Origin of the sequence: Huintestinicola sp. (assembly GCF_050874005.1) — a bacterium.
In the GTDB taxonomy this organism is placed as follows: domain Bacteria; phylum Bacillota; class Clostridia; order Oscillospirales; family Ruminococcaceae; genus Huintestinicola.
In genome coordinates, this window is record NZ_JBNMJV010000047.1 from 1 (window position 1) to 18011 (window position 18011).

Annotated in this window: 14 protein-coding genes and 1 other annotated feature; of the genes, 8 read left to right on the top strand and 6 right to left on the bottom strand. The window is 46.4% G+C overall.

Annotation, left to right across the window (positions count from 1 at the left end; translation table 11 throughout):
• Positions 1–259: 259 nt before the first annotated feature.
• The 6 genes from ACR0QN_RS12200 to ACR0QN_RS12225 form a co-directional block, all read right to left on the bottom strand.
• Positions 260–946, bottom strand: coding sequence for a hypothetical protein (locus tag ACR0QN_RS12200; protein WP_432651490.1), 687 nt, complete (start codon positions 944–946; stop codon positions 260–262).
• A 73-nt stretch (positions 947–1019) separates the two neighbouring features.
• Positions 1020–2105, bottom strand: coding sequence for an aspartate carbamoyltransferase (gene pyrB / locus ACR0QN_RS12205; RefSeq protein ID WP_432651491.1), 1086 nt, complete (start codon positions 2103–2105; stop codon positions 1020–1022).
• Positions 2106–2283: 178 nt separating this feature from the next.
• Entirely contained in the window at positions 2284–2817 is a 534-nt protein-coding gene (locus ACR0QN_RS12210; RefSeq protein WP_432651492.1) for an NUDIX hydrolase, read from the bottom strand.
• An 18-nt stretch (positions 2818–2835) separates the two neighbouring features.
• Positions 2836–4629 carry an ABC transporter ATP-binding protein gene (locus tag ACR0QN_RS12215; protein ID WP_432651493.1) on the bottom strand — a complete coding sequence of 598 codons (1794 nt, stop codon included), beginning with the start codon at positions 4627–4629 and terminating at the stop codon, positions 2836–2838.
• 16 nt (positions 4630–4645) lie between these two features.
• A complete protein-coding gene (locus ACR0QN_RS12220) occupies positions 4646–6532 on the bottom strand; it encodes an ABC transporter ATP-binding protein (RefSeq protein WP_432651494.1) in 1887 nt (628 codons plus the stop codon).
• Positions 6533–6628: 96 nt separating this feature from the next.
• Positions 6629–6751, bottom strand: coding sequence for a hypothetical protein (locus ACR0QN_RS12225; RefSeq protein ID WP_432651495.1), 123 nt, complete (start codon positions 6749–6751; stop codon positions 6629–6631).
• A 272-nt stretch (positions 6752–7023) separates the two neighbouring features.
• Between ACR0QN_RS12225 and ACR0QN_RS12230 the strand changes: the two genes are divergently transcribed.
• From ACR0QN_RS12230 to leuB, 8 genes are all read left to right on the top strand, one after another.
• Positions 7024–8220: an acetate/propionate family kinase gene (locus ACR0QN_RS12230; protein WP_432651496.1), complete on the top strand. Its 1197-nt coding sequence runs from the start codon at positions 7024–7026 to the stop codon at positions 8218–8220.
• Positions 8221–8394: 174 nt separating this feature from the next.
• Positions 8395–9204, top strand: coding sequence for an Rpn family recombination-promoting nuclease/putative transposase (locus ACR0QN_RS12235; protein ID WP_432651497.1), 810 nt, complete (start codon positions 8395–8397; stop codon positions 9202–9204).
• A gap of 137 nt (positions 9205–9341) precedes the next feature.
• Positions 9342–9585 (top strand) — a binding site (T-box leader).
• Positions 9586–9906: 321 nt separating this feature from the next.
• On the top strand, positions 9907–11565 hold the full coding sequence (locus tag ACR0QN_RS12240; RefSeq protein WP_432651498.1) for a 2-isopropylmalate synthase: 1659 nt from the start codon (positions 9907–9909) through the stop codon (positions 11563–11565).
• Positions 11566–11907: 342 nt separating this feature from the next.
• Positions 11908–13488 carry a YceG family protein gene (locus ACR0QN_RS12245; RefSeq protein WP_432651499.1) on the top strand — a complete coding sequence of 527 codons (1581 nt, stop codon included), beginning with the start codon at positions 11908–11910 and terminating at the stop codon, positions 13486–13488.
• Positions 13489–13490: 2 nt separating this feature from the next.
• Positions 13491–14648 carry a toxic anion resistance protein gene (locus tag ACR0QN_RS12250; RefSeq protein WP_432651500.1) on the top strand — a complete coding sequence of 386 codons (1158 nt, stop codon included), beginning with the start codon at positions 13491–13493 and terminating at the stop codon, positions 14646–14648.
• A 106-nt stretch (positions 14649–14754) separates the two neighbouring features.
• Complete coding sequence (gene leuC / locus ACR0QN_RS12255; RefSeq protein ID WP_432651501.1) at positions 14755–16017, top strand: 3-isopropylmalate dehydratase large subunit; 1263 nt, start codon at positions 14755–14757, stop codon at positions 16015–16017.
• Positions 16018–16047: 30 nt separating this feature from the next.
• Entirely contained in the window at positions 16048–16530 is a 483-nt protein-coding gene (gene leuD / locus ACR0QN_RS12260) for a 3-isopropylmalate dehydratase small subunit (protein ID WP_432651502.1), read from the top strand.
• 159 nt (positions 16531–16689) lie between these two features.
• Positions 16690–17772 carry a 3-isopropylmalate dehydrogenase gene (leuB, locus tag ACR0QN_RS12265; protein WP_432651503.1) on the top strand — a complete coding sequence of 361 codons (1083 nt, stop codon included), beginning with the start codon at positions 16690–16692 and terminating at the stop codon, positions 17770–17772.
• The last annotated feature ends 239 nt before the right edge of the window (positions 17773–18011 follow it).

The window sequence follows — 18011 nt, forward strand, 5'->3', positions numbered from 1 at the left end:
CAGAGGGAAAACCTAAAGGGGAGGGGGAAGTCCCGCATTTTTGTTGGGTTTTCTTTTTCCCCCTCCCCTTAGGTTGTCCCTTTGCATCCCCCACAATTTAACTGATTTTATCATAAGTCAGTCCTATTCCGCAGGAATTATTACAAAATAAATAGTTCGATGTATTACGATTTGTAATTTTCTTGAACTATCGTTACCGAGCCGTCTGCTTATCGTTCAACACAAACTATAGAACGAACGGCTGCAGGCTCAGCCTGCCTCAGCCTTCCTGTGAAAGCTGAACCATACCTCTGTCCACGTCCACAATGACCGCAAAGGTGTGAGGGTGATTAAAGCTCAGATTTGTCTCGCATACGTAAATCTCAGCACCCGAAGGCTCCGACCAGAACTCATTGTCGGCATATACCACTATCGCCTCCATATCGCTTATAGTATACCTGCCGTCATATTCCTCAAGAGGAATGATATACTGAGCTGTTTGTGAGTAACGCTCCGCATATCCTGCGGCTTTTTCGGGCGATGTCATAAAGCACACGCTGTAATGCCCCGCTCCCTGCAATATGCTCGGCATATAATCAAAACGGTAGCCGCTTTCCACATCCGGTCTGAAATCGGGAAAAGCCTCCGGCTCCCTGATGTTGCTGTAAAGCCCGATGTATCCCCTCTGAATGGGATATCTCCACAGGGTATCTGAACTGAGAAAGGGCGGGGTGCTGAAAATAAACGCTTCGGCTATCAGAAAGACAAGCGCTCTTGCAAAATAGTCCCTCTTCCGCAGTCCCCTTTTTACGGAAAGGCATATCACGCCGCCGATAAGCCCTGCTATAATAAACCTTATATCCCATACAGCAAACATTGCCACAGCACATAGGATAAGAATCACTGCCGAAAGTACAGTCTGGAATTTGCTTATCCTGTGGGTGGTTCTGTCATTTTCATCAGCCATACCGTTCTCTCCCATCTGTCAATAAATGTAAAAATCCGCAGAAAGAAGCCCTCTCTGCGGATAAATTTTATTATCAGTTTCCCAGCCTGCGCTCGTCGCAGTATTCGCACTCAAGCATATCTCCCAGACCTCTGAAATACTTGGGAAGATAGCCCTCCTTGTGAGTAATGCAGTTGGGATTGCCGCAGGCTACGGAAGGATATGTGCTGCCCGTCAGCAGAGGACGGCTCTCGTTGGGATTTTCGAGAATTGTCATAATAAGCGCCATTCTCACGTACATACCGTACTTTGCCTGCTTGAAGAACATTGCTCTGGGGTCGTCGTCCACGTCCATAGTTATCTCGTCAACTCTGGGCAGGGGGTGGAGAACGATGCAGTCGCTCTTAGCTTTGTTAAGCTTCTTCTTGTCAAGAATATATGCGTCCTTGAGGGCAAGATATTCCTCCTCGGAAGCAAATCTCTCCTTCTGAACACGGGTCATATAGAGCATATCAAGCTCGCCGATAGCGTCCTCAAGAGAGGGATTTTCGGAGAACTGACAGTTTTTCGCCATAAGGATATCCTTTATGTACTGGGGCATACCAAGCTCCTTGGTGGAAATGAACACAAACTTTATCCCCTTGAAGCTTGAAAGCGCCTTGCACATTGAATGAACCGTTCTGCCGTTTTTCAGGTCGCCGCAGAGACCTATGGTAAGGTTTTCAAGTCTGCCCTTTTCTCTGTAAAGAGTGAGCATATCCGTAAGTGTCTGAGTGGGGTGGAGATGGCTTCCGTCGCCTGCGTTGATAATGGGGCAGTCGGCTGTAAGAGCCGCCGCCTTTGCCGCACCCTCGGAGGGGTGGCGCATAACCATAATGTCCGCATAGGAGGACACTATCTTAGTGGTATCCTTCAGGTTTTCTCCCTTTGCCACCGAGGAGGTAGCAGGATTGTCAAATCCGATAATAGTGCCGCCCAGCCTCAGCATAGCGGTCTGGAAGGACATCTGTGTACGGGTCGACGGCTCATAGAAAAGGGTCGCCATAATTTTTCCGTCGCAGACCTTTGCATATTTTGCAGGGTCGTCGCATATGTCCGAAGCACGCTTGACAACATTCAGCCACCATTCGCTGCTCATATCGTTGAGATCGATGAGATTTGTAAATCTTGAGTTGACCATTTTAAGATACCATTCCTTTCGGGATCTCCCACAGGGGATATCCGACAAAATTATCTTTCTTTCTATTTTATCACACCCGAAAAAAATAATCAATCCCTGAGAAAAAAATTTTTGACCCTATCCATATTATTTTAGAATAAAATCATAACTCAGGCAGATATGCATTATAATTTATTCTTTAAAAACCGCACTTCTCCCGAAGCAGCTCGATTTCCTTGATATTAAGCGGCTCATCATCGTCCATTGCCAGCCGCAGACATTCATCAAACGTGTAAAGTCCCACCTCGGATATCTCCGACTGCTGCACTTTTATCCGGGACAGCTCAAAATTTCCCGTAAAAAGGTACACGAAGGCAAGCTCCCTGTCGTCAAATATCTCCCCGTAAAACTCCTTCACATAATGCCTGCCTATCTTTCCAAGAAGCTCAAGCTCGGAGGGTTCAGCCTTTATGCCAAGCTCCTCGTAAAGCTCTCTTACAGCAGAATAAAGCGGCTCCTCCCCTGCCGAAATATGCCCTGCCGAGGAGATGTCAAGCCGCCCGGGAAAGCTGTCCTTATGGGGGCTTCGCCTTTGAAGCAGCACCCTTCCCTCCTTAATGAGCCAGATGTGGGCTGTCCTGTGATAAAGCCCGTTTTTATGGACATAGGAACGGGGTGCGGTCTCCCCCGTTACATTGCCGTTTTCATCGAGAATGTCAAATAGTTCTTCCATTTGAGTCCACCGCTTTTCTTATACGTAATACTGCGCCTGCGCCTTAAACATTTCCGCATAAATTCCATCGGGTTTATGAACAAGCTCGTCGTGAGTGCCGTACTCCTTCACCGTACCCTCCGAGAAAACCGCTATATTATCACAGAATTTGCAGGAGGAAAGACGGTGGGAAATGTACACCGCTGTTTTTCCCCCCACAAGGCTGTCAAACTGACGGTATATCTCGTATTCAGCCACAGGGTCAAGCGCAGCTGTAGGCTCGTCAAGGATTATGACGGGAGCGTCCTTGTAAAGCGCACGGGCAATAGCCATTTTCTGCTGCTCGCCTCCCGAAAGCTCCACGCCTTCCTTGTCAAACTGCTTGAACATCATAGTGTCCCTTCCCTTGGGGAGAGAATTTATCTTTTTAAGGATACCCGTTTTTTCAAAAAGTCCGTCAACCTCCTCGTCCGAATTTTCATCGTCCTGCCCCAGCAGGATATTGTCCTTTGCCGAGAAAGCAAGGAGCCTGAAATCCTGAAACACAACGGAAAACAGCTTCATATATTCATCGTAATCATACTCTCTGATGTTCACACCGTCTAAAAGTATCTCGCCGCTTTCAACATCGTAAAGCCTGCAAAGGAGCTTGATGAACGTTGTCTTTCCTGCGCCGTTGAGTCCCACTACAGACAGTTTTTCACCTGCTTTAAGCTTTATGGAAACGTCCTTTAATACGGATACTCCTGTGTGAGGATATGAAAAGCTTACGTTTTTAAATTCTATCTCGTGACCCGATTTAAGTTTTTCGATTTTTCTGTCACCCTTCTCCATAGCAGGGGGATAGTCCATAAAGCGGATTATCTCGTACATATAGCTGCTGCGCTTGACAATGTCCTGCACGCCCAGTATCACCGCCTGCAAAGAGGAGTGAAGCGTTCCGCCGGCGCTCAGCATCTGTGAGAATGTACCGATGGTTATTTTCCCCGTAATGGCAAGTACGCCGAGATAAAGATATGTGCCGAAATCACGAAGGACATTTACGATAACGTCAAGGATATTGAGAGGGAATTTCAGCCTGTTTATATTCTCCCAGTAATCCGAAAGTCTTTTTATCTGCTGAGAGGTCTTTTCAAGCATCATTCCTGCGGCGCTGTAAAGCCTTACGTCCTTGCCGTATCTGAAATCCTCCATCTCCCAGCAGATGTGGCCGAAAATTCGGTTTATCCCCGAAAGCTCGGTGAAATTCTTTATGTCGATATCGTTCTTTCTTGCGTTTATAATAGCCGACAGGGTGAGCAGAACGCCGATGATTATGAGCAGGACGGGAGCGTTTATGATAAGCACCGCAATAACACCGGCTATTTTTATTCCGTTTGAAATTATAGTAAAGAATGCGTTTGCGATATTGTGAGTGCCCCCCGACCACTGTATGCCGTCTCTTGCCTTTTTTATGCGGTCAAGAGCGTGCTTGTCTTCGGTAAGGGAGAAATCTATCTCCATACATCTTGCGGATATTTCCATACTTGATGCATTCAGAAACATATCCTCGCACTTGGCAAGATGAATGGAAATAATGCTGTTTGCCCCCTGGAGCAGAATGGTGAGCACCGACATTATGAGAAAATAGGTAATTATCAGGCTCACGTTTTTCTCCTCTGCCGTCAGAGCGTCAACGGCAAGAGGCAGGAAGATAAGCTCCGCAAAGGGTGCTGCCGCCCCGATGATAACATTCAGAACGGACAGGGGCAGATATGATCTTTTATACTGCTTTATCTGTCTGAAACAATATTTTAACGACTCCCTTGTGGGGGAAATTTTTTTGTCTTTCAAGATTTGTCCCTCCTTATCAGGTCGTAGGGGCAGCTTCGGGAGCGGTTTCAAAAATGTCCTTGTCCTCCACGTAATACTGCGCCTGTACACGGAACATTTCCGCATAATCGCCGTTTTTCTCCATAAGCTCTTCGTGAGTGCCAGTTTCGGTCATCTCGCCGTCCTTGAACATTGCCACCCTGTCACAGAAGCGTGTGGAGGACAGACGATGGGAGATGTAAACGGCGGTGCGGTTTCCAACAAGTCCGTTAAAGCTCTTGTAAAGCCTGTATTCCGCCAGGGCATCAAGGGCGGCGGTAGGCTCGTCAAGGACAATTACCTCGCTGCCCTTGTATAACGCCCTCGCCAGAGCAAGCTTCTGCTTTTCTCCGCCCGACAGGTCAACTCCGTCGTCGTAAAGCACCTTTAAAAGCTCGGTGTCAATACCCTTTTCAAGGCTGTCCATCTTTTCCCCAAGCCCTGCCGCACGGATATCCTCTTCTGCCTTTGCCCTGTCGGTCTCGGCGGGAGCTTTCATAGAAACGTTTTCCGCCATAGGACAGGCAAAGACCGTCACGTCCTGAAATGCGGGAGAAAAAATATTGTAATATTCTTCTCTGCTGAATCTGCGGATATCAATGCCGTTCATAAGTATGCGTCCCTCGGTGACATCGTAGAGACGGAGCAGCAGCTTTATAAACGTGCTTTTTCCTGCGCCGTTAAGTCCCACCACCGCAAGCTTTTCTCCTGCGCCGATGGTGATGTTTACATTTTTAAGTGCGTATTTGTCCTGCCCCTTGTACTTAAAGGAAACGTTCTCAAAAGTGAAAACGTATTTGTCCGCTTTGGGAATGGGAATGGTGTCCTTTTCGCTGTCGGTCGGGATATCCATAAAGCTGCGGTAATCATCGGTGTGTGCGCTTCTTTCTCTGAGAGCGGACAGACCCATAAGTATCTCGTTTATCGCCATTGAGAAGGCTCCCGAGCTTGCAAGATAAAGGGAGAAATTACCGATGGTAAGATCTTTGAAGATAACGCCGTAAACGAGCCAGCCTGTGATGATAAGCTGTCTTACAAGAGAAATGCCGTGAGCGAAAATTGAGTTATATATCCAGTACTGACGGGACTTTACCCAATGACGAAGCTCCTCGTCATAGACCTCTTTCTGCTTTTTGGCAAGAAAATTTTTCATTCCGAAAAGCCTTATGTCTTTTGCGTAGGAGAAATCGGTGGTGACAGTCTCCATATACTCAAGCTTGCGCCAATGGGGCATCATTGCGTCCCACATTTCCTTTTTGTCCTTTTTGCGTATGTATTCAAAATACAAAAACTGAACATAGGACAAAACGGCTATAACAACGATTATAAGCGGGTCAAAGCTTGACATAATGACGATGGAGGTGATGACGGATATTATCTGCGTGAGCATTACCTGCATATAGGTCATCATTCCCTGAACGCCCTGCCAGTCACCTGCCGTGGCACGCTTTGCTTTCTGAAGTCTGTCGAGCATTTCGGGAGTCTCCAGGGCTTCGTAATCCATACCAAGAGTTTTAGCGATACGCTCCTTGATTATCATTAGTCTTATGTAGGTAAAGCCCACCCCCGTTTTCGCCGATGAGACGGTGTTCAGCCACATAAAGAAAAGCTCGATAAGAGTAGTGAGGGTCACAAGCTTTAAAAGTGGCAGGATATCTCCGCCGCCTGCGCTTGTCTGTATCATATCAATGACAAGCTTTCCGATAAAGCTCCATATGTATGACATTGAAGCCGCCGCAACGGCTCCGGTTATCATAAAGAAGATAAGGGATTTGCGGTATTTGACGAACCTGCTCAGGATATAGCGGCAGTTGCTCATAACGCCGTAATCCTTGTGAAGCTCGTCTGTCTGTTCCTTCTGTTCGGGTGGTGTGAAAATACTCAATGCTGTTCCTCCTTTTGCAAATTGACAAAAAAAAATCCCCTGCTATACCGGTCGGCATAACAGGGGGCAGTCTAAATATATCCGCTCTGTCCTGATCTAAACGCTGAGGACGGGCGGCATATCTGTACCTGTGGAAATGCCGTTTCTTTCCGATATGATGTATCTGATAATATGTACGAACATACTGCCCGCCTCCTTTCCGTAAAATAATATGCTCAAAGTATAGCACGTAATTTCTTTGCTGTCAAGAGCTTTTGGAAAATTTTATAAAATAATTTTGTATGCCGGCAGAAAATCGAAACAAATTTATATAAAAATTTATATAAAACTATAAAAACATCGTTCACATTCCCGGAAAACAATAAAAAAATCAAAAAATTGTCGTAAAAATGCCTTTCTGCCTCTTGATTTTTTCGGCAAACAATGGTAAAATAATCATTGGCATTCATTTTATGTGAATATATTTGATATAGGAAAGGTTGTCTTAAAAAATGCTGATTTTAGTTGTTAATGCAGGAAGCTCTTCTCTCAAGTATCAGCTTCTCGATATGGAAAACGAAAGCGTTATCGCAAAGGGTAACTGCGACAGGATCGGTATCGGCGGTCACATCTCCCACAAGACCTCCGACGGAAGAAAGGTCGAGCTTGACTGCGATTTCCCCACTCACACCGAGGCTTTTGAAAAACTGGTAGAAGTCCTCACTTCGGGCGAGGCAAAGGTAATCAATTCTATGAGCGAGATAAACGCTGTGGGTCACAGGATCGTGCAGGGTGCAGAAGTATTCAAGGAGACTACTCTCGTTACCGATGAAGTTATCGACAAGATAGACGCTCTTGCAGAGCTTGCTCCCGTACATAACCACGCTCACGCTCTTGCTCTGAGAGCCTGCCGCAAAGTCCTTCCCGATGCTCCTATGGCTGTTGTATTCGACACAGCTTTCCACCAGACAATGCCCGAAAAGGCTTATATGATGGCTTTCCCCTACGAGGATTACGAGCAGTACCACGTTAGAAAGTACGGCTTCCACGGCACATCTCACAGATTTGTTTCCAAGGCTCTTGCCGACGCTATGGGCAAGGATGTAAAGGACCTGAAGATAATCTCCTGTCATATGGGCAACGGCTCCTCCATTACTGCTGTTGAGTACGGCAAGTCCGTTGATACTTCTATGGGCTTTACTCCCCTTGACGGTCTTATTATGGGTACACGCTGCGGCTCTGTTGACCCCTCCGCAGTTACATTCCTTATGGACAAGAAGGGCTTCACTCCCGCTCAGATGTCCGATTATATGAACAAGAAGTCCGGTCTTGCAGGCGTTTCGGGCGTTTCCTCCGACAACAGAGACGTTACCGCTGCTGCAAGGGAAGGCAACAAGAGAGCAATGCTCGCAAACGAAATGCTCAAATATCAGGCTAAGAAGCTTGTAGGCGCATATGCGGCTGTTATGAACGGCGTTGACGCTATCCTCTTCACAGGCGGTATCGGTGAGAATGACGCTGCTATCCGTGCAGGCGTTTGCAAGGATATGGATTACCTCGGCATTAAGATAAACGATGAGGCAAACAACTCCACAAGAGGCGAACTGAGGCGCATTTCCGCAGATGACAGCAAGGTTCAGGTTTGGGTAGTTCCCACTAATGAGGAGCTTCTTATCGCACGTGATACTCTTGAACTTATCAGCAAGTAATTAAGGCTTTTCTGTCCGCTTCGGGGCGTATGCTTCGGGGCGGACATTTTCATAAAATGCAGTGAGTACAAAGCGATAAAAGTTCAACTTCTTGTTGACAGTAAGGGTGAAAAATGATATAATAAAAATGCAGGAGGGAGCGTGTTGCCATTGTTCAGCGAAGAACGCATTGTAATGCTTAAGCTCGATGTAATATTCAAACGTGTATTCGGAAATGATAATAACAAGGCAATTATTTCTGCTTTTGTTTCGGATCTGCTTGAGATTCCTCGTGACAGCATTAAGGCTATATACATCAACAATGTTGAACTTACTCCCGAATATCTTGAGCAGAAATTCAGCCGGCTTGATCTTAAACTTGATGTAGACGGCAGGATCGTAAACATCGAAATGCAGGTCAACTTTGAACCCGATTTTAAGGAGCGCACCTTGTTTTATTGGTCAAAGCTCTACAGCGAAGAATTGAAAGCCGGAGAAGAATACGGAGAACTGAAGCATACTATCTGTATCAACATCATCAACTTTGACCTGTTCGGCTGCGAGAACTATCATTCAAGCTTTAAGGTTCTGGAAAGTGAGCGTGGTGAGTTGCTCACAGATAAGTTTTCGATACACTTTTTTGAACTGAAAAAGCTCAGCAAATTCAAGAAAAACAAGCGAATGGAAGATGGGCTGAACCTTATCAATGCAGAAACGGAGGGTGATCTTATGGCAATTCAGCAGTCAACAACAATTCCCGAAGTCAAGGATACGATCGTTATGCTCCGTCAGCTCAGCGCTGATGAAAAGGTACGGCAGGAAGCCTATTACCGTGAGAAACGTCTTCACGATGAAGCTTCTGCATTAGGTCACGCCCGCAGAGAGGGTATGCTCGACACTCTTGCAGACCTTGTAAAAAAAGGATTGATCACCGTATCTCAGGCAGCAGAAGAAGCAAATATGAGTGTATCCGAATTTGAAACAAAAACCGGAGCATTAGTTTAAACAAATGAGCCTTGATTTTAATTTGATGATCAAGGCTTATTTTTTGTCCTAAAATTAGTTTGTTGAAATTTCGGAAAAAATTTCAAAAGCCCTTGACAAATCAAAATCGGTGTGCTATACTGTATTTGTAAATATTTCTAAATGCTGTGACAGGAAGAAAGACCGCTTCGTCATTTGCAGAGAGCCGCTGTTTGGTGCAAAGCGGCATTGATCTACGGTTATAACTCGTCCTCGAGCATTCTTCTGAAAGCTTTTTTGCAAGTAGGTTTGAACGGGTTTCTCCCGTTACAGGGAAGCGCATTGTTCGATGCGGCTGAGGCATATGGAGTGATCCTTATGCGAAGAAGAGTGGTAACACGGGTATTTGTACTCGTCTCTTAAAGCTTTTATGGGCTTTAAAAGACGGGCTTTTTTATTTTGGGGTTCTCGTTTAAACCGGGACTCGAGCAAATTTTCGTCAATGACTTTATTCAGATGCTAGGCACCAAACCGCAGTAATACTTGATGTATTACAAGGTTTGGTAACGACGCAGATGAATAAAGTCATAGAAAATTTGCCGAGAAGGAGGTTTAAACGAGGTTCACGTTTGTAAAGGGGGCGGTCGGAATGCTAAGTGACCTATCGGGACTTTTTATCACTAATATCAAATTTACGGCTTGCTCTCTTAGGGCTGCCAAGTAATCAACAGGAGGAATTTTACTATGAATGCGTCAAAATACACAAGAGGCTATTTTATGCCCCCCGTCAAGTCAATGAAATGGACCGAAAAGGAATATATCGACCACGCTCCTATGTGGTGCTCGGTTGACCTGAGAGACGGAAATCAGGCTCTCATTATCCCTATGAGCTTAGAGGAAAAGCTGGAATTCTTCGAGAAGCTGGTCAAGATCGGCTTCAAGGAAATTGAGATAGGCTTCCCTGCCGCTTCCGAGACCGAGTACGAGTTCTGCCGTGCTTTAATTGAGAGAAATATGATACCCGATGATGTTCGCATACAGGTGCTCACTCAGGCAAGAGAGCACATTATCGCAAAGACCTTTGAGGCTCTGGCAGGCTGCAAGAATGCTGTTGTTCATCTGTACAACTCCACCTCTGTGGCTCAGAGAGAGCAGGTCTTCAAGAAGTCCAAGGAAGATATCGTTAAATTAGCTGTTGAGGGCGCAAAGCTCTGTGCGGAGTATCGTGACAAAACTCCCGGCAATTTCGTTTTCGAGTATTCCCCCGAAAGCTTCACAGGCACCGAGCCTGAGTTCGCTCTCGAGATATGCAACGCTGTTATCGACGTGTGGAAGCCCACTCCCGACAACAAGGTCATAATCAACCTCCCCGTTACCGTTGAGCTGTCCATGCCTCACGTTTACGCTTCGCAGATCGAGTATATGAGCGACAATCTCCACGACAGGGAGAACGTCATTATCTCCCTCCACCCCCACAATGACCGTGGCTGTGCTGTGGCTGACGCAGAGATGGGTCTGCTGGCAGGCGGCGACAGAGTTGAGGGCACCTGCTTCGGAAACGGCGAAAGAACGGGAAATGTGGACATTGTTACTCTCGCTATGAATATGTATTCACAGGGCGTTGACCCCGAGCTGGATTTCTCGGATATGCAATCTCTTGTGGAAATATACGAAAGAGTTACACGTATGAAGGTGAACGAGAGAAGTCCTTATGCGGGCAGGCTGGTATTTGCAGCTTTCTCGGGCTCTCATCAGGACGCTATTGCAAAGGGTATGAAGTGGCGTGAAGAAAAGGATCCCGACCACTGGAACGTTCCCTATCTGCCCATTGACCCCAAGGACGTTGGCAGAGAGTATGAGGCTGACGTTATCCGTATCAATTCTCAGTCGGGCAAGGGCGGCATCGGCTACATAATGGAGCAGATGTTCGGAATTGATATGCCTCCCAAGATGAGAGAGCATTTCGGCTACGCTGTAAAGAGCGTTTCCGACCACAGCCACAAGGAGCTTATGCCCTCCGAGATAAAGCAGATATTTATGGACAGATATGTTAACATTGAAACTGATTTCAAGATCGACGAGGCGCATTTCGTTCAGAAGGACGGAATTACCGCCAGCGTGACCGTTAACAAAAACGGCAAGATAATCACCCGTGAGGCTGTGGGCAACGGCAGACTTGACGCTGTTTCCAACGCTGTGAAGGACAGTCTCGATATCAAGTATTCCCTCATCACATATCAGGAGCACGCTCTCGAGACCACTTCTCAGTCACAGGCTGTAGCATATGTGGGCATTGAGACCGACAAGGGCGTTTTCTGGGGCGCAGGCATTAAGACTGACATCATTGACGCTTCTGTTTCGGCTCTCGTTTCGGCTATCAACAACAGCGGTCTTGTAAAATAAGTTCTAAGGCGTCGGGGCTGATTCACGACTTTGCTGCAGCCCCGATTTTTGAAAATGTATATGTTTATTTAACAAAGCTTATTGGCAGTTATTGTACATATATACAAAATTTTATGCATTCAGCAAATTTGTTTCGATTTAGTGTTGACAAATTGATACAGATGTGCTATAATGTAAGTGCAGCTTTCGGAATGGCTAACATTTTGCGGACGTATTTGCTAACAAATTAAAGATGAGATTTTAATTAAAAATTGGCAATTTTACTTGACAGGGCAAGGCATAATATTGTATAATTTATATGTACGTTTAAGTATAAATTATCAGGATTGGCGGCGATTATTTATGAATACTTTGGTGGAAACAGTTTCCGCCGATATGAACCGTCTGACAGAGGATCTGCTGGAAAATCACTCCTCAAGGCTGTTTTCCAGAGGCGGACATTTTACAAAGGATCAGATGATCCCCGTTTATTTTGCCCTTATCTTCGGCTGTGAGGAAAATGCGGACAGCTACAGCAATTTCCTTTTCGGGCTGAAGGACGATATAAAAAAGACTGCCAAGCCTTTTGCTTTTATCGACTCCCCTATCGGTTCTCCCGATGAAAATGAGCGGCTTGCTTTTTCTGGCATTGACAGAAGTGCCACGGGAAGTGTTATTTCGGGGCTTTGCTCGATGATAGAGATAAAAAATGACCCCTCACGCACTCTCATTGCTCAGAAGGCTCTGGGCGATATGCTGTCAATGAGCAGGACGGATATGTTCGAGGCAGGGGTAGACCTTGTTTACAAGCTGAACCTTATTGCAAACGGCATTTGCGTGGGCGAGGGAGACGAGATACCCCTTATTATGTACTACGGCAACCCCGTTCCCGAGGATATATTTTTCCTCTGCTTTGCGCAGAGGTGCGGCTTTGACGTTATATGCGTTTCTCCCGACAAGAGCTGTCTCACGGGATTTGAGCGGTGTCCCTTTGCGGATAAGATACAAAAGCTCCAGCTGCCTGCTTCAAGGGCTGTGACACCTTTCCCCACAAAGCTTGTTAAGGCTAAGATAGCAACGGTGGCTTACAGTGCGGAAAGAGAGCTTGATACTGCGCTTTACGGCGGCGATACCATTTTCCGTGACAGGCAGTTTGAGAAGATGGACTCGGCGGTTCTGAAAACTACTCTTGACGAGATATTTATCCTCTGGGATCAGCCTGCAAAGTTCCGCTCGGGCTTTGCGGTCAGAGGCGACAGAGTTGTGGTCCCCACCATTTTTGCTAAGATAAACGGCGTTGATGACGGTGACCTTAAAGCCTACTGGCGGCAGGTGGAGGATATGATAACTCCATTTACCACCTACATCATAAAGGCACCTGCGTATAAGCGTCCTGCTGCGAATATGCTGGCTTCATATTCCCGCTTTGTTTCGGGAACTAAGATCGACACGGCAAGCCTTATGAAGTCTCCGCTTAACAAGTACGGTTTTCTTTCCGAGCCTTTGCAGGAGCTCATTTTTGAGAAGATGCAGGCTTGTGCCGAGGACGGAATGCTGGAGCTTGACGACCCGACAGAAGCGGTATGCTACATTATCCACGCCGCTTTAAACCTTGACAGGAGCGTTCTCAGAAGTTTGCAGAAATATGATTTCACCAAGGATATACCTAAATTTGTGGTAGTTGACTCTATCGAGGAGCCTTTTTCAAAGCTTGAATGTGTTCAGCTTCTGCTGCTTTCATATCTGGGCTTTGACGTGCTTATACTATCACCCTCGGGCTACCGTGACATAGAGGCTTACGTTTCAAGCGACGCTTTCGAGACTCATACTCTGAATGAGTTTAAATATAACGTTTCGGTTCCTCGGTTCAAGACCCCCGATGAGGCGAAATATCAGAAGCAGAAAAACGGACTTTTCAAAAAATTATTCAGGAAAGGGAGATAATTATGGCATTACAGTTCACCCCATCAGAAGAGAAGAAATCAGATGTTATCCAGGCGGAGGCTACAGTTGCGGAGGACACCTCTAAAACTCTTAACCTTAACATTGCCGAGCCTCAGACCTATTCCATCGTTGACACAAGCAATCAGCTCAAGCAGGAGCTGGCTTCAAGCGATGAGATCGACAAGCTTGTAAGCACCATCAACGCTAACGACCCTAACTCCATCATCACATTCGGCAACGAGGTAGCTGAGGAAATTTCCAAGGCTTCCGACCAGGTGCTTAATTCTATGAATATGTCTCAGCTTGACGACTCAAGTGAGCTTCTCAATGCGCTCAAGAACATTATGGATCAGTTTGACGCCAAGGAGCTTACCGAGGAGAAAAAGGGACTCTTTGCAAATCTCAGACGTCAGCTTGACAAGATACTTGCTAAGTATCACACTATGGGTGAGGACGTCGATAAGATATATGTTCAGCTCAAGCAGTACGAAAGTGAGATACAGCAGTCAAATGTTAAGCTTGAGACTATGTACAACGCTAACATCGAATACTACAAGCAGCTCCTCAAGTACATTATGGCAGGCGAGCAGGCGTGCAAGGAGCTTGACCAGTACATTGAGGATTTCCGTGTAAAGGTTCAGAACAATCCCGACGCAGGTACTGCAGCTATGGATCTCCAGACCCTCGAGCAGACAAGAGGCATTATGGAGCAGAGAGTTATGGATCTGAAAATTGCGGAGAATGTTGCTATGCAGACTGTTCCTATGCTCAAGGCTATGGAATTCTCAAACATCAATCTTATCAGAAAGATAAATTCCGCATTCATCATCACTATGCCTGTATTCAAGCAGGCTCTTGCTCAGGCTGTTATGCTCAAGAGACAGCGTATCCAGGCTGACGCTATGAAGGCTCTTGATGACAAGACCAATGAGCTTCTTCTCAAGAATGCTCAGAACACCGTTGACCAGACAAAGATAACCACTATGCTGGCAAACGGCAGCTCCATAAAGGTGGAGACCCTCGAAAAGACCTGGCAGACTATTGTTACAGGTATCGACGAGACAAGAAAGCTGCAGGAAGAGGCTCGTGCAAAACGTGCCGAGGACAGCAAGCGTCTTGAAAAACTGAAGGAAGAATACAAGGCTAAAATGAACAGCTGATAATTCTTATTTAGAGGGTGCGTTCGGCGGGCGCACCCTTACACCTGCTGAAAGGCAGATATTTTACATAATTTCATCAACCGTCGGGAATGGAGTAAAATCGGTTATGGGAATGACTATGACTCAGAAGATCCTTGCGGCTCACGCAGGTCTTGACAAGGTGGAGGCAGGACAGCTCATCAAGTGCAAGCTGGATATGGTGCTGGGCAATGACGTTACCACCCCTGTTGCTATCAACGAATTTGAAAAGGCAGGCTTTACAAAGGTCTTTGACAATACAAAAATTTCTATGGTAATGGACCATTTCACACCTAACAAGGACATCAAGTCCGCAACTCACGCCCTGCAGTGCAGAACCTTTGCAGGCAAGTATGACATAAAGCATTATTACGATGTGGGCGATATGGGCATCGAACACGCACTTCTCCCCGAAAAAGGCATTGTAGCCAGCGGTGAGTGCATTATCGGTGCTGACAGCCACACCTGTACTTATGGTGCGCTGGGTGCTTTCTCCACAGGCGTTGGTTCTACGGATATGTGCGCAGGTATGGCTACGGGCGAGGCTTGGTTCAAGGTGCCTTCGGCTATCAAGTTCAACCTCAAGGGCAAGCTCAACAAATATGTTATGGGCAAGGACGTTATCCTTCATATTATAGGTATGATAGGCGTTGACGGCGCTCTTTACAAGTCTATGGAATTTTCCGGCGAGGGTCTTGCTTCCCTTTCTATGGACGACAGACTTTCTATGGCTAATATGGCTATCGAGGCAGGCGCTAAGAACGGCATTTTCGCTGTGGACGATATCACAAGAGAATATCAGAAGGGCAGAGTTGACAGGGAGTACAAGGTTTACGAGGCTGACGAGGACGCTGTTTATGACGCAGTTTACGACATCGACCTTTCCGAGATAAAGCCCACCGTTTCCTTCCCTCATCTTCCCGAAAATACAAGGACTCCCGACAACTGGGGCGATGTTCCCATTCAGCAGGTAGTTATCGGCTCCTGCACAAACGGCAGACTTGAGGATATGGAAATGGCTGCAAAAATTCTTGAGGGCAGACACATTGCAAAGGGCGTTCGCTGCATTGTTATCCCTGCAACTCAGCAGGTTTATCTCGAGTGCTGCAAGAGGGGCTATATGGAGACATTTATAAATGCCGGCTGCGCTGTTTCTACTCCTACCTGCGGTCCTTGCCTGGGCGGTCATATGGGTATACTTGCAAAGGGCGAGAGAGCTGTTGCTACCACTAACAGAAACTTTGTGGGACGTATGGGTCATCCCGAGTCGGAGGTTTATCTGGCTTCTCCTGCTGTTGCGGCGGCTTCTGCTGTAACAGGCAAAATTTCTCAGCCCTCCGAGATTATGTGATAACTATTTACCGAAAGGAACGATATTACAATGAAGGTTTGCGGAAAAGTACATAAATACGGAGATAACGTTGACACCGACGTTATCATTCCTGCAAGATATCTGAATACTGCCGACCACAAGGAGCTTGCGGCTCATTGTATGGAGGATATCGACGTTGATTTTGTGAAGAACGTTAAAGAGGGAGACATTATGGTGGCAGAGCAGAATTTCGGCTGCGGCTCATCAAGAGAACACGCCCCTATTGCCATTAAGGCAAGCGGAATTTCCTGCGTTATTGCTTCTACCTTTGCGAGAATTTTCTATCGTAACGCCATAAACATCGGTCTGCCCATTATGGAATGCGACGAGGCGGCTAAGGATATCGACAAGGGTGACGAGGTGGAAATTGATTTCGACACAGGCGTTATAACCAACAAGACCAAGGGTCACAGCTATCAGGCTCAGCCTTTCCCCGAGTTTATCAAGGAAATTATCAATGCAGGCGGTCTGCTGAATTCGCTGAAAAAGTGATAATATTAACGGGAGCATTTTATATTATGCTCCCGTATTTGAAATTTAAGGAGAATGTTTGAAAATCAGAGATTTTCAAACCGAGTTTTGTTTCTTTGTCTGCCGACAAAGATTTCCTTACGGAAAACACAAAACTCTCAGGAAAGGAATGTCATTAGAATGAACAAGAAAATTGCAGTTATAAAGGGTGACGGTATCGGTCCTGAGGTAGTTACAGAAGCTATGAAGGTGCTTGACAAGGTGGCTGACAAATTCGGTCACAGCTTTGAGTACGACCAGCTTCTTATGGGCGGCTGCTCCATTGACGCAAACGGCGTGCCTCTCACCGATGAAACTATCGAAAGAGCAAAGGCTGCGGACGCTGTGCTTATGGGTTCTATCGGCGGAAACACAGCCACATCTCCCTGGTACAAGCTCCCTGCTGACAAGCGTCCCGAGGCGGGTCTTTTAAAGCTGAGAAAGTCTCTTAACCTTTTTGCAAATCTCCGTCCTGCCCTTCTTTACGGCGAGCTTAAAGACGCCTGCCCCTTAAAGGCTGAAATTGCCGAGCGGGGCTTTGATATGATGATAATGCGTGAGCTTACGGGCGGTCTTTACTTCGGCGCAAGAAAGACCGAGGAGGTTGATGGCGTTGTTACCGCCACCGACACTCTTACATACAATGAAAACGAGATAAGAAGAATTGCCATACGTGCCTTTGATATCGCTATGAAGCGCAGAAAGAAAGTCACAAGCGTTGACAAGGCCAATGTTCTTGACTCCTCGAGGCTGTGGAGAAAGATAGTTGAAGAGGTTGCAAAGGATTATCCCGAGGTTTCCTATGAGCATATGCTGGTTGACAACTGCGCTATGCAGCTTGTTAAGGACCCTGCTCAGTTTGATGTGGTCCTCACCGAGAATATGTTCGGCGATATCCTTTCCGACGAGGCTTCTATGATAACAGGCTCTATCGGAATGCTGGCTTCCGCAAGTCTTAATGACACAAAGTTCGGTCTTTACGAGCCCAGCGGCGGTTCTGCCCCCGATATTGCAGGTCAGAACAAGGCTAACCCCATTGCCACAATTCTTTCAGCAGCAATGCTTCTCCGCTACTCCTTTGATATGGACAAGGAGGCTGACGCTGTTGAGGCGGCTGTTGCAAAGGTGCTGAAGGACGGCTACCGCACAGGCGATATTATGTCCGACGGTATGAAGCTTGTTTCCTGCTCCGGTATGGGCGATGTTATTGCCGAAAATATCTGACAGATATGTCCCCCGCCCTGCTTCGTTTTCTGAAGCAGGGCGATTTTCTGCATTTTAACAGAAACCGCTTGAAATGTTAATCGGAATGTGATATAATATCATAAGGTAACATCTAAAAACCCCTGTACAAAAAAGAAAAAAAGTGGTAAAATAGAGATATGAAAATAAGACAGATAGGGTTCTTTGATGAGGAGAACCGATACAAGAAATTAACAGAATTAGGCGATCCGCTGGAGAAA

Excerpts from the sequence above, each read along its gene's own strand:
- ACR0QN_RS12200 (WP_432651490.1), bottom strand. The coding sequence starts at position 946 with ATGGCTGATGAAAATGACAGAACCACCCACAGGATAAGCAAATTCCAG.
- ACR0QN_RS12250 (WP_432651500.1), top strand. The coding sequence starts at position 13,491 with ATGGCATTACAGTTCACCCCATCAGAAGAGAAGAAATCAGATGTTATC.
- ACR0QN_RS12230 (WP_432651496.1), top strand. The coding sequence starts at position 7,024 with ATGCTGATTTTAGTTGTTAATGCAGGAAGCTCTTCTCTCAAGTATCAG.
- ACR0QN_RS12245 (WP_432651499.1), top strand. The coding sequence starts at position 11,908 with ATGAATACTTTGGTGGAAACAGTTTCCGCCGATATGAACCGTCTGACA.
- leuC (WP_432651501.1), top strand. The coding sequence starts at position 14,755 with ATGGGAATGACTATGACTCAGAAGATCCTTGCGGCTCACGCAGGTCTT.
- ACR0QN_RS12235 (WP_432651497.1), top strand. The coding sequence starts at position 8,395 with ATGCTTAAGCTCGATGTAATATTCAAACGTGTATTCGGAAATGATAAT.
- ACR0QN_RS12210 (WP_432651492.1), bottom strand. The coding sequence starts at position 2,817 with ATGGAAGAACTATTTGACATTCTCGATGAAAACGGCAATGTAACGGGG.
- leuD (WP_432651502.1), top strand. The coding sequence starts at position 16,048 with ATGAAGGTTTGCGGAAAAGTACATAAATACGGAGATAACGTTGACACC.
- pyrB (WP_432651491.1), bottom strand. The coding sequence starts at position 2,105 with ATGGTCAACTCAAGATTTACAAATCTCATCGATCTCAACGATATGAGC.
- ACR0QN_RS12240 (WP_432651498.1), top strand. The coding sequence starts at position 9,907 with ATGAATGCGTCAAAATACACAAGAGGCTATTTTATGCCCCCCGTCAAG.
- leuB (WP_432651503.1), top strand. The coding sequence starts at position 16,690 with ATGAACAAGAAAATTGCAGTTATAAAGGGTGACGGTATCGGTCCTGAG.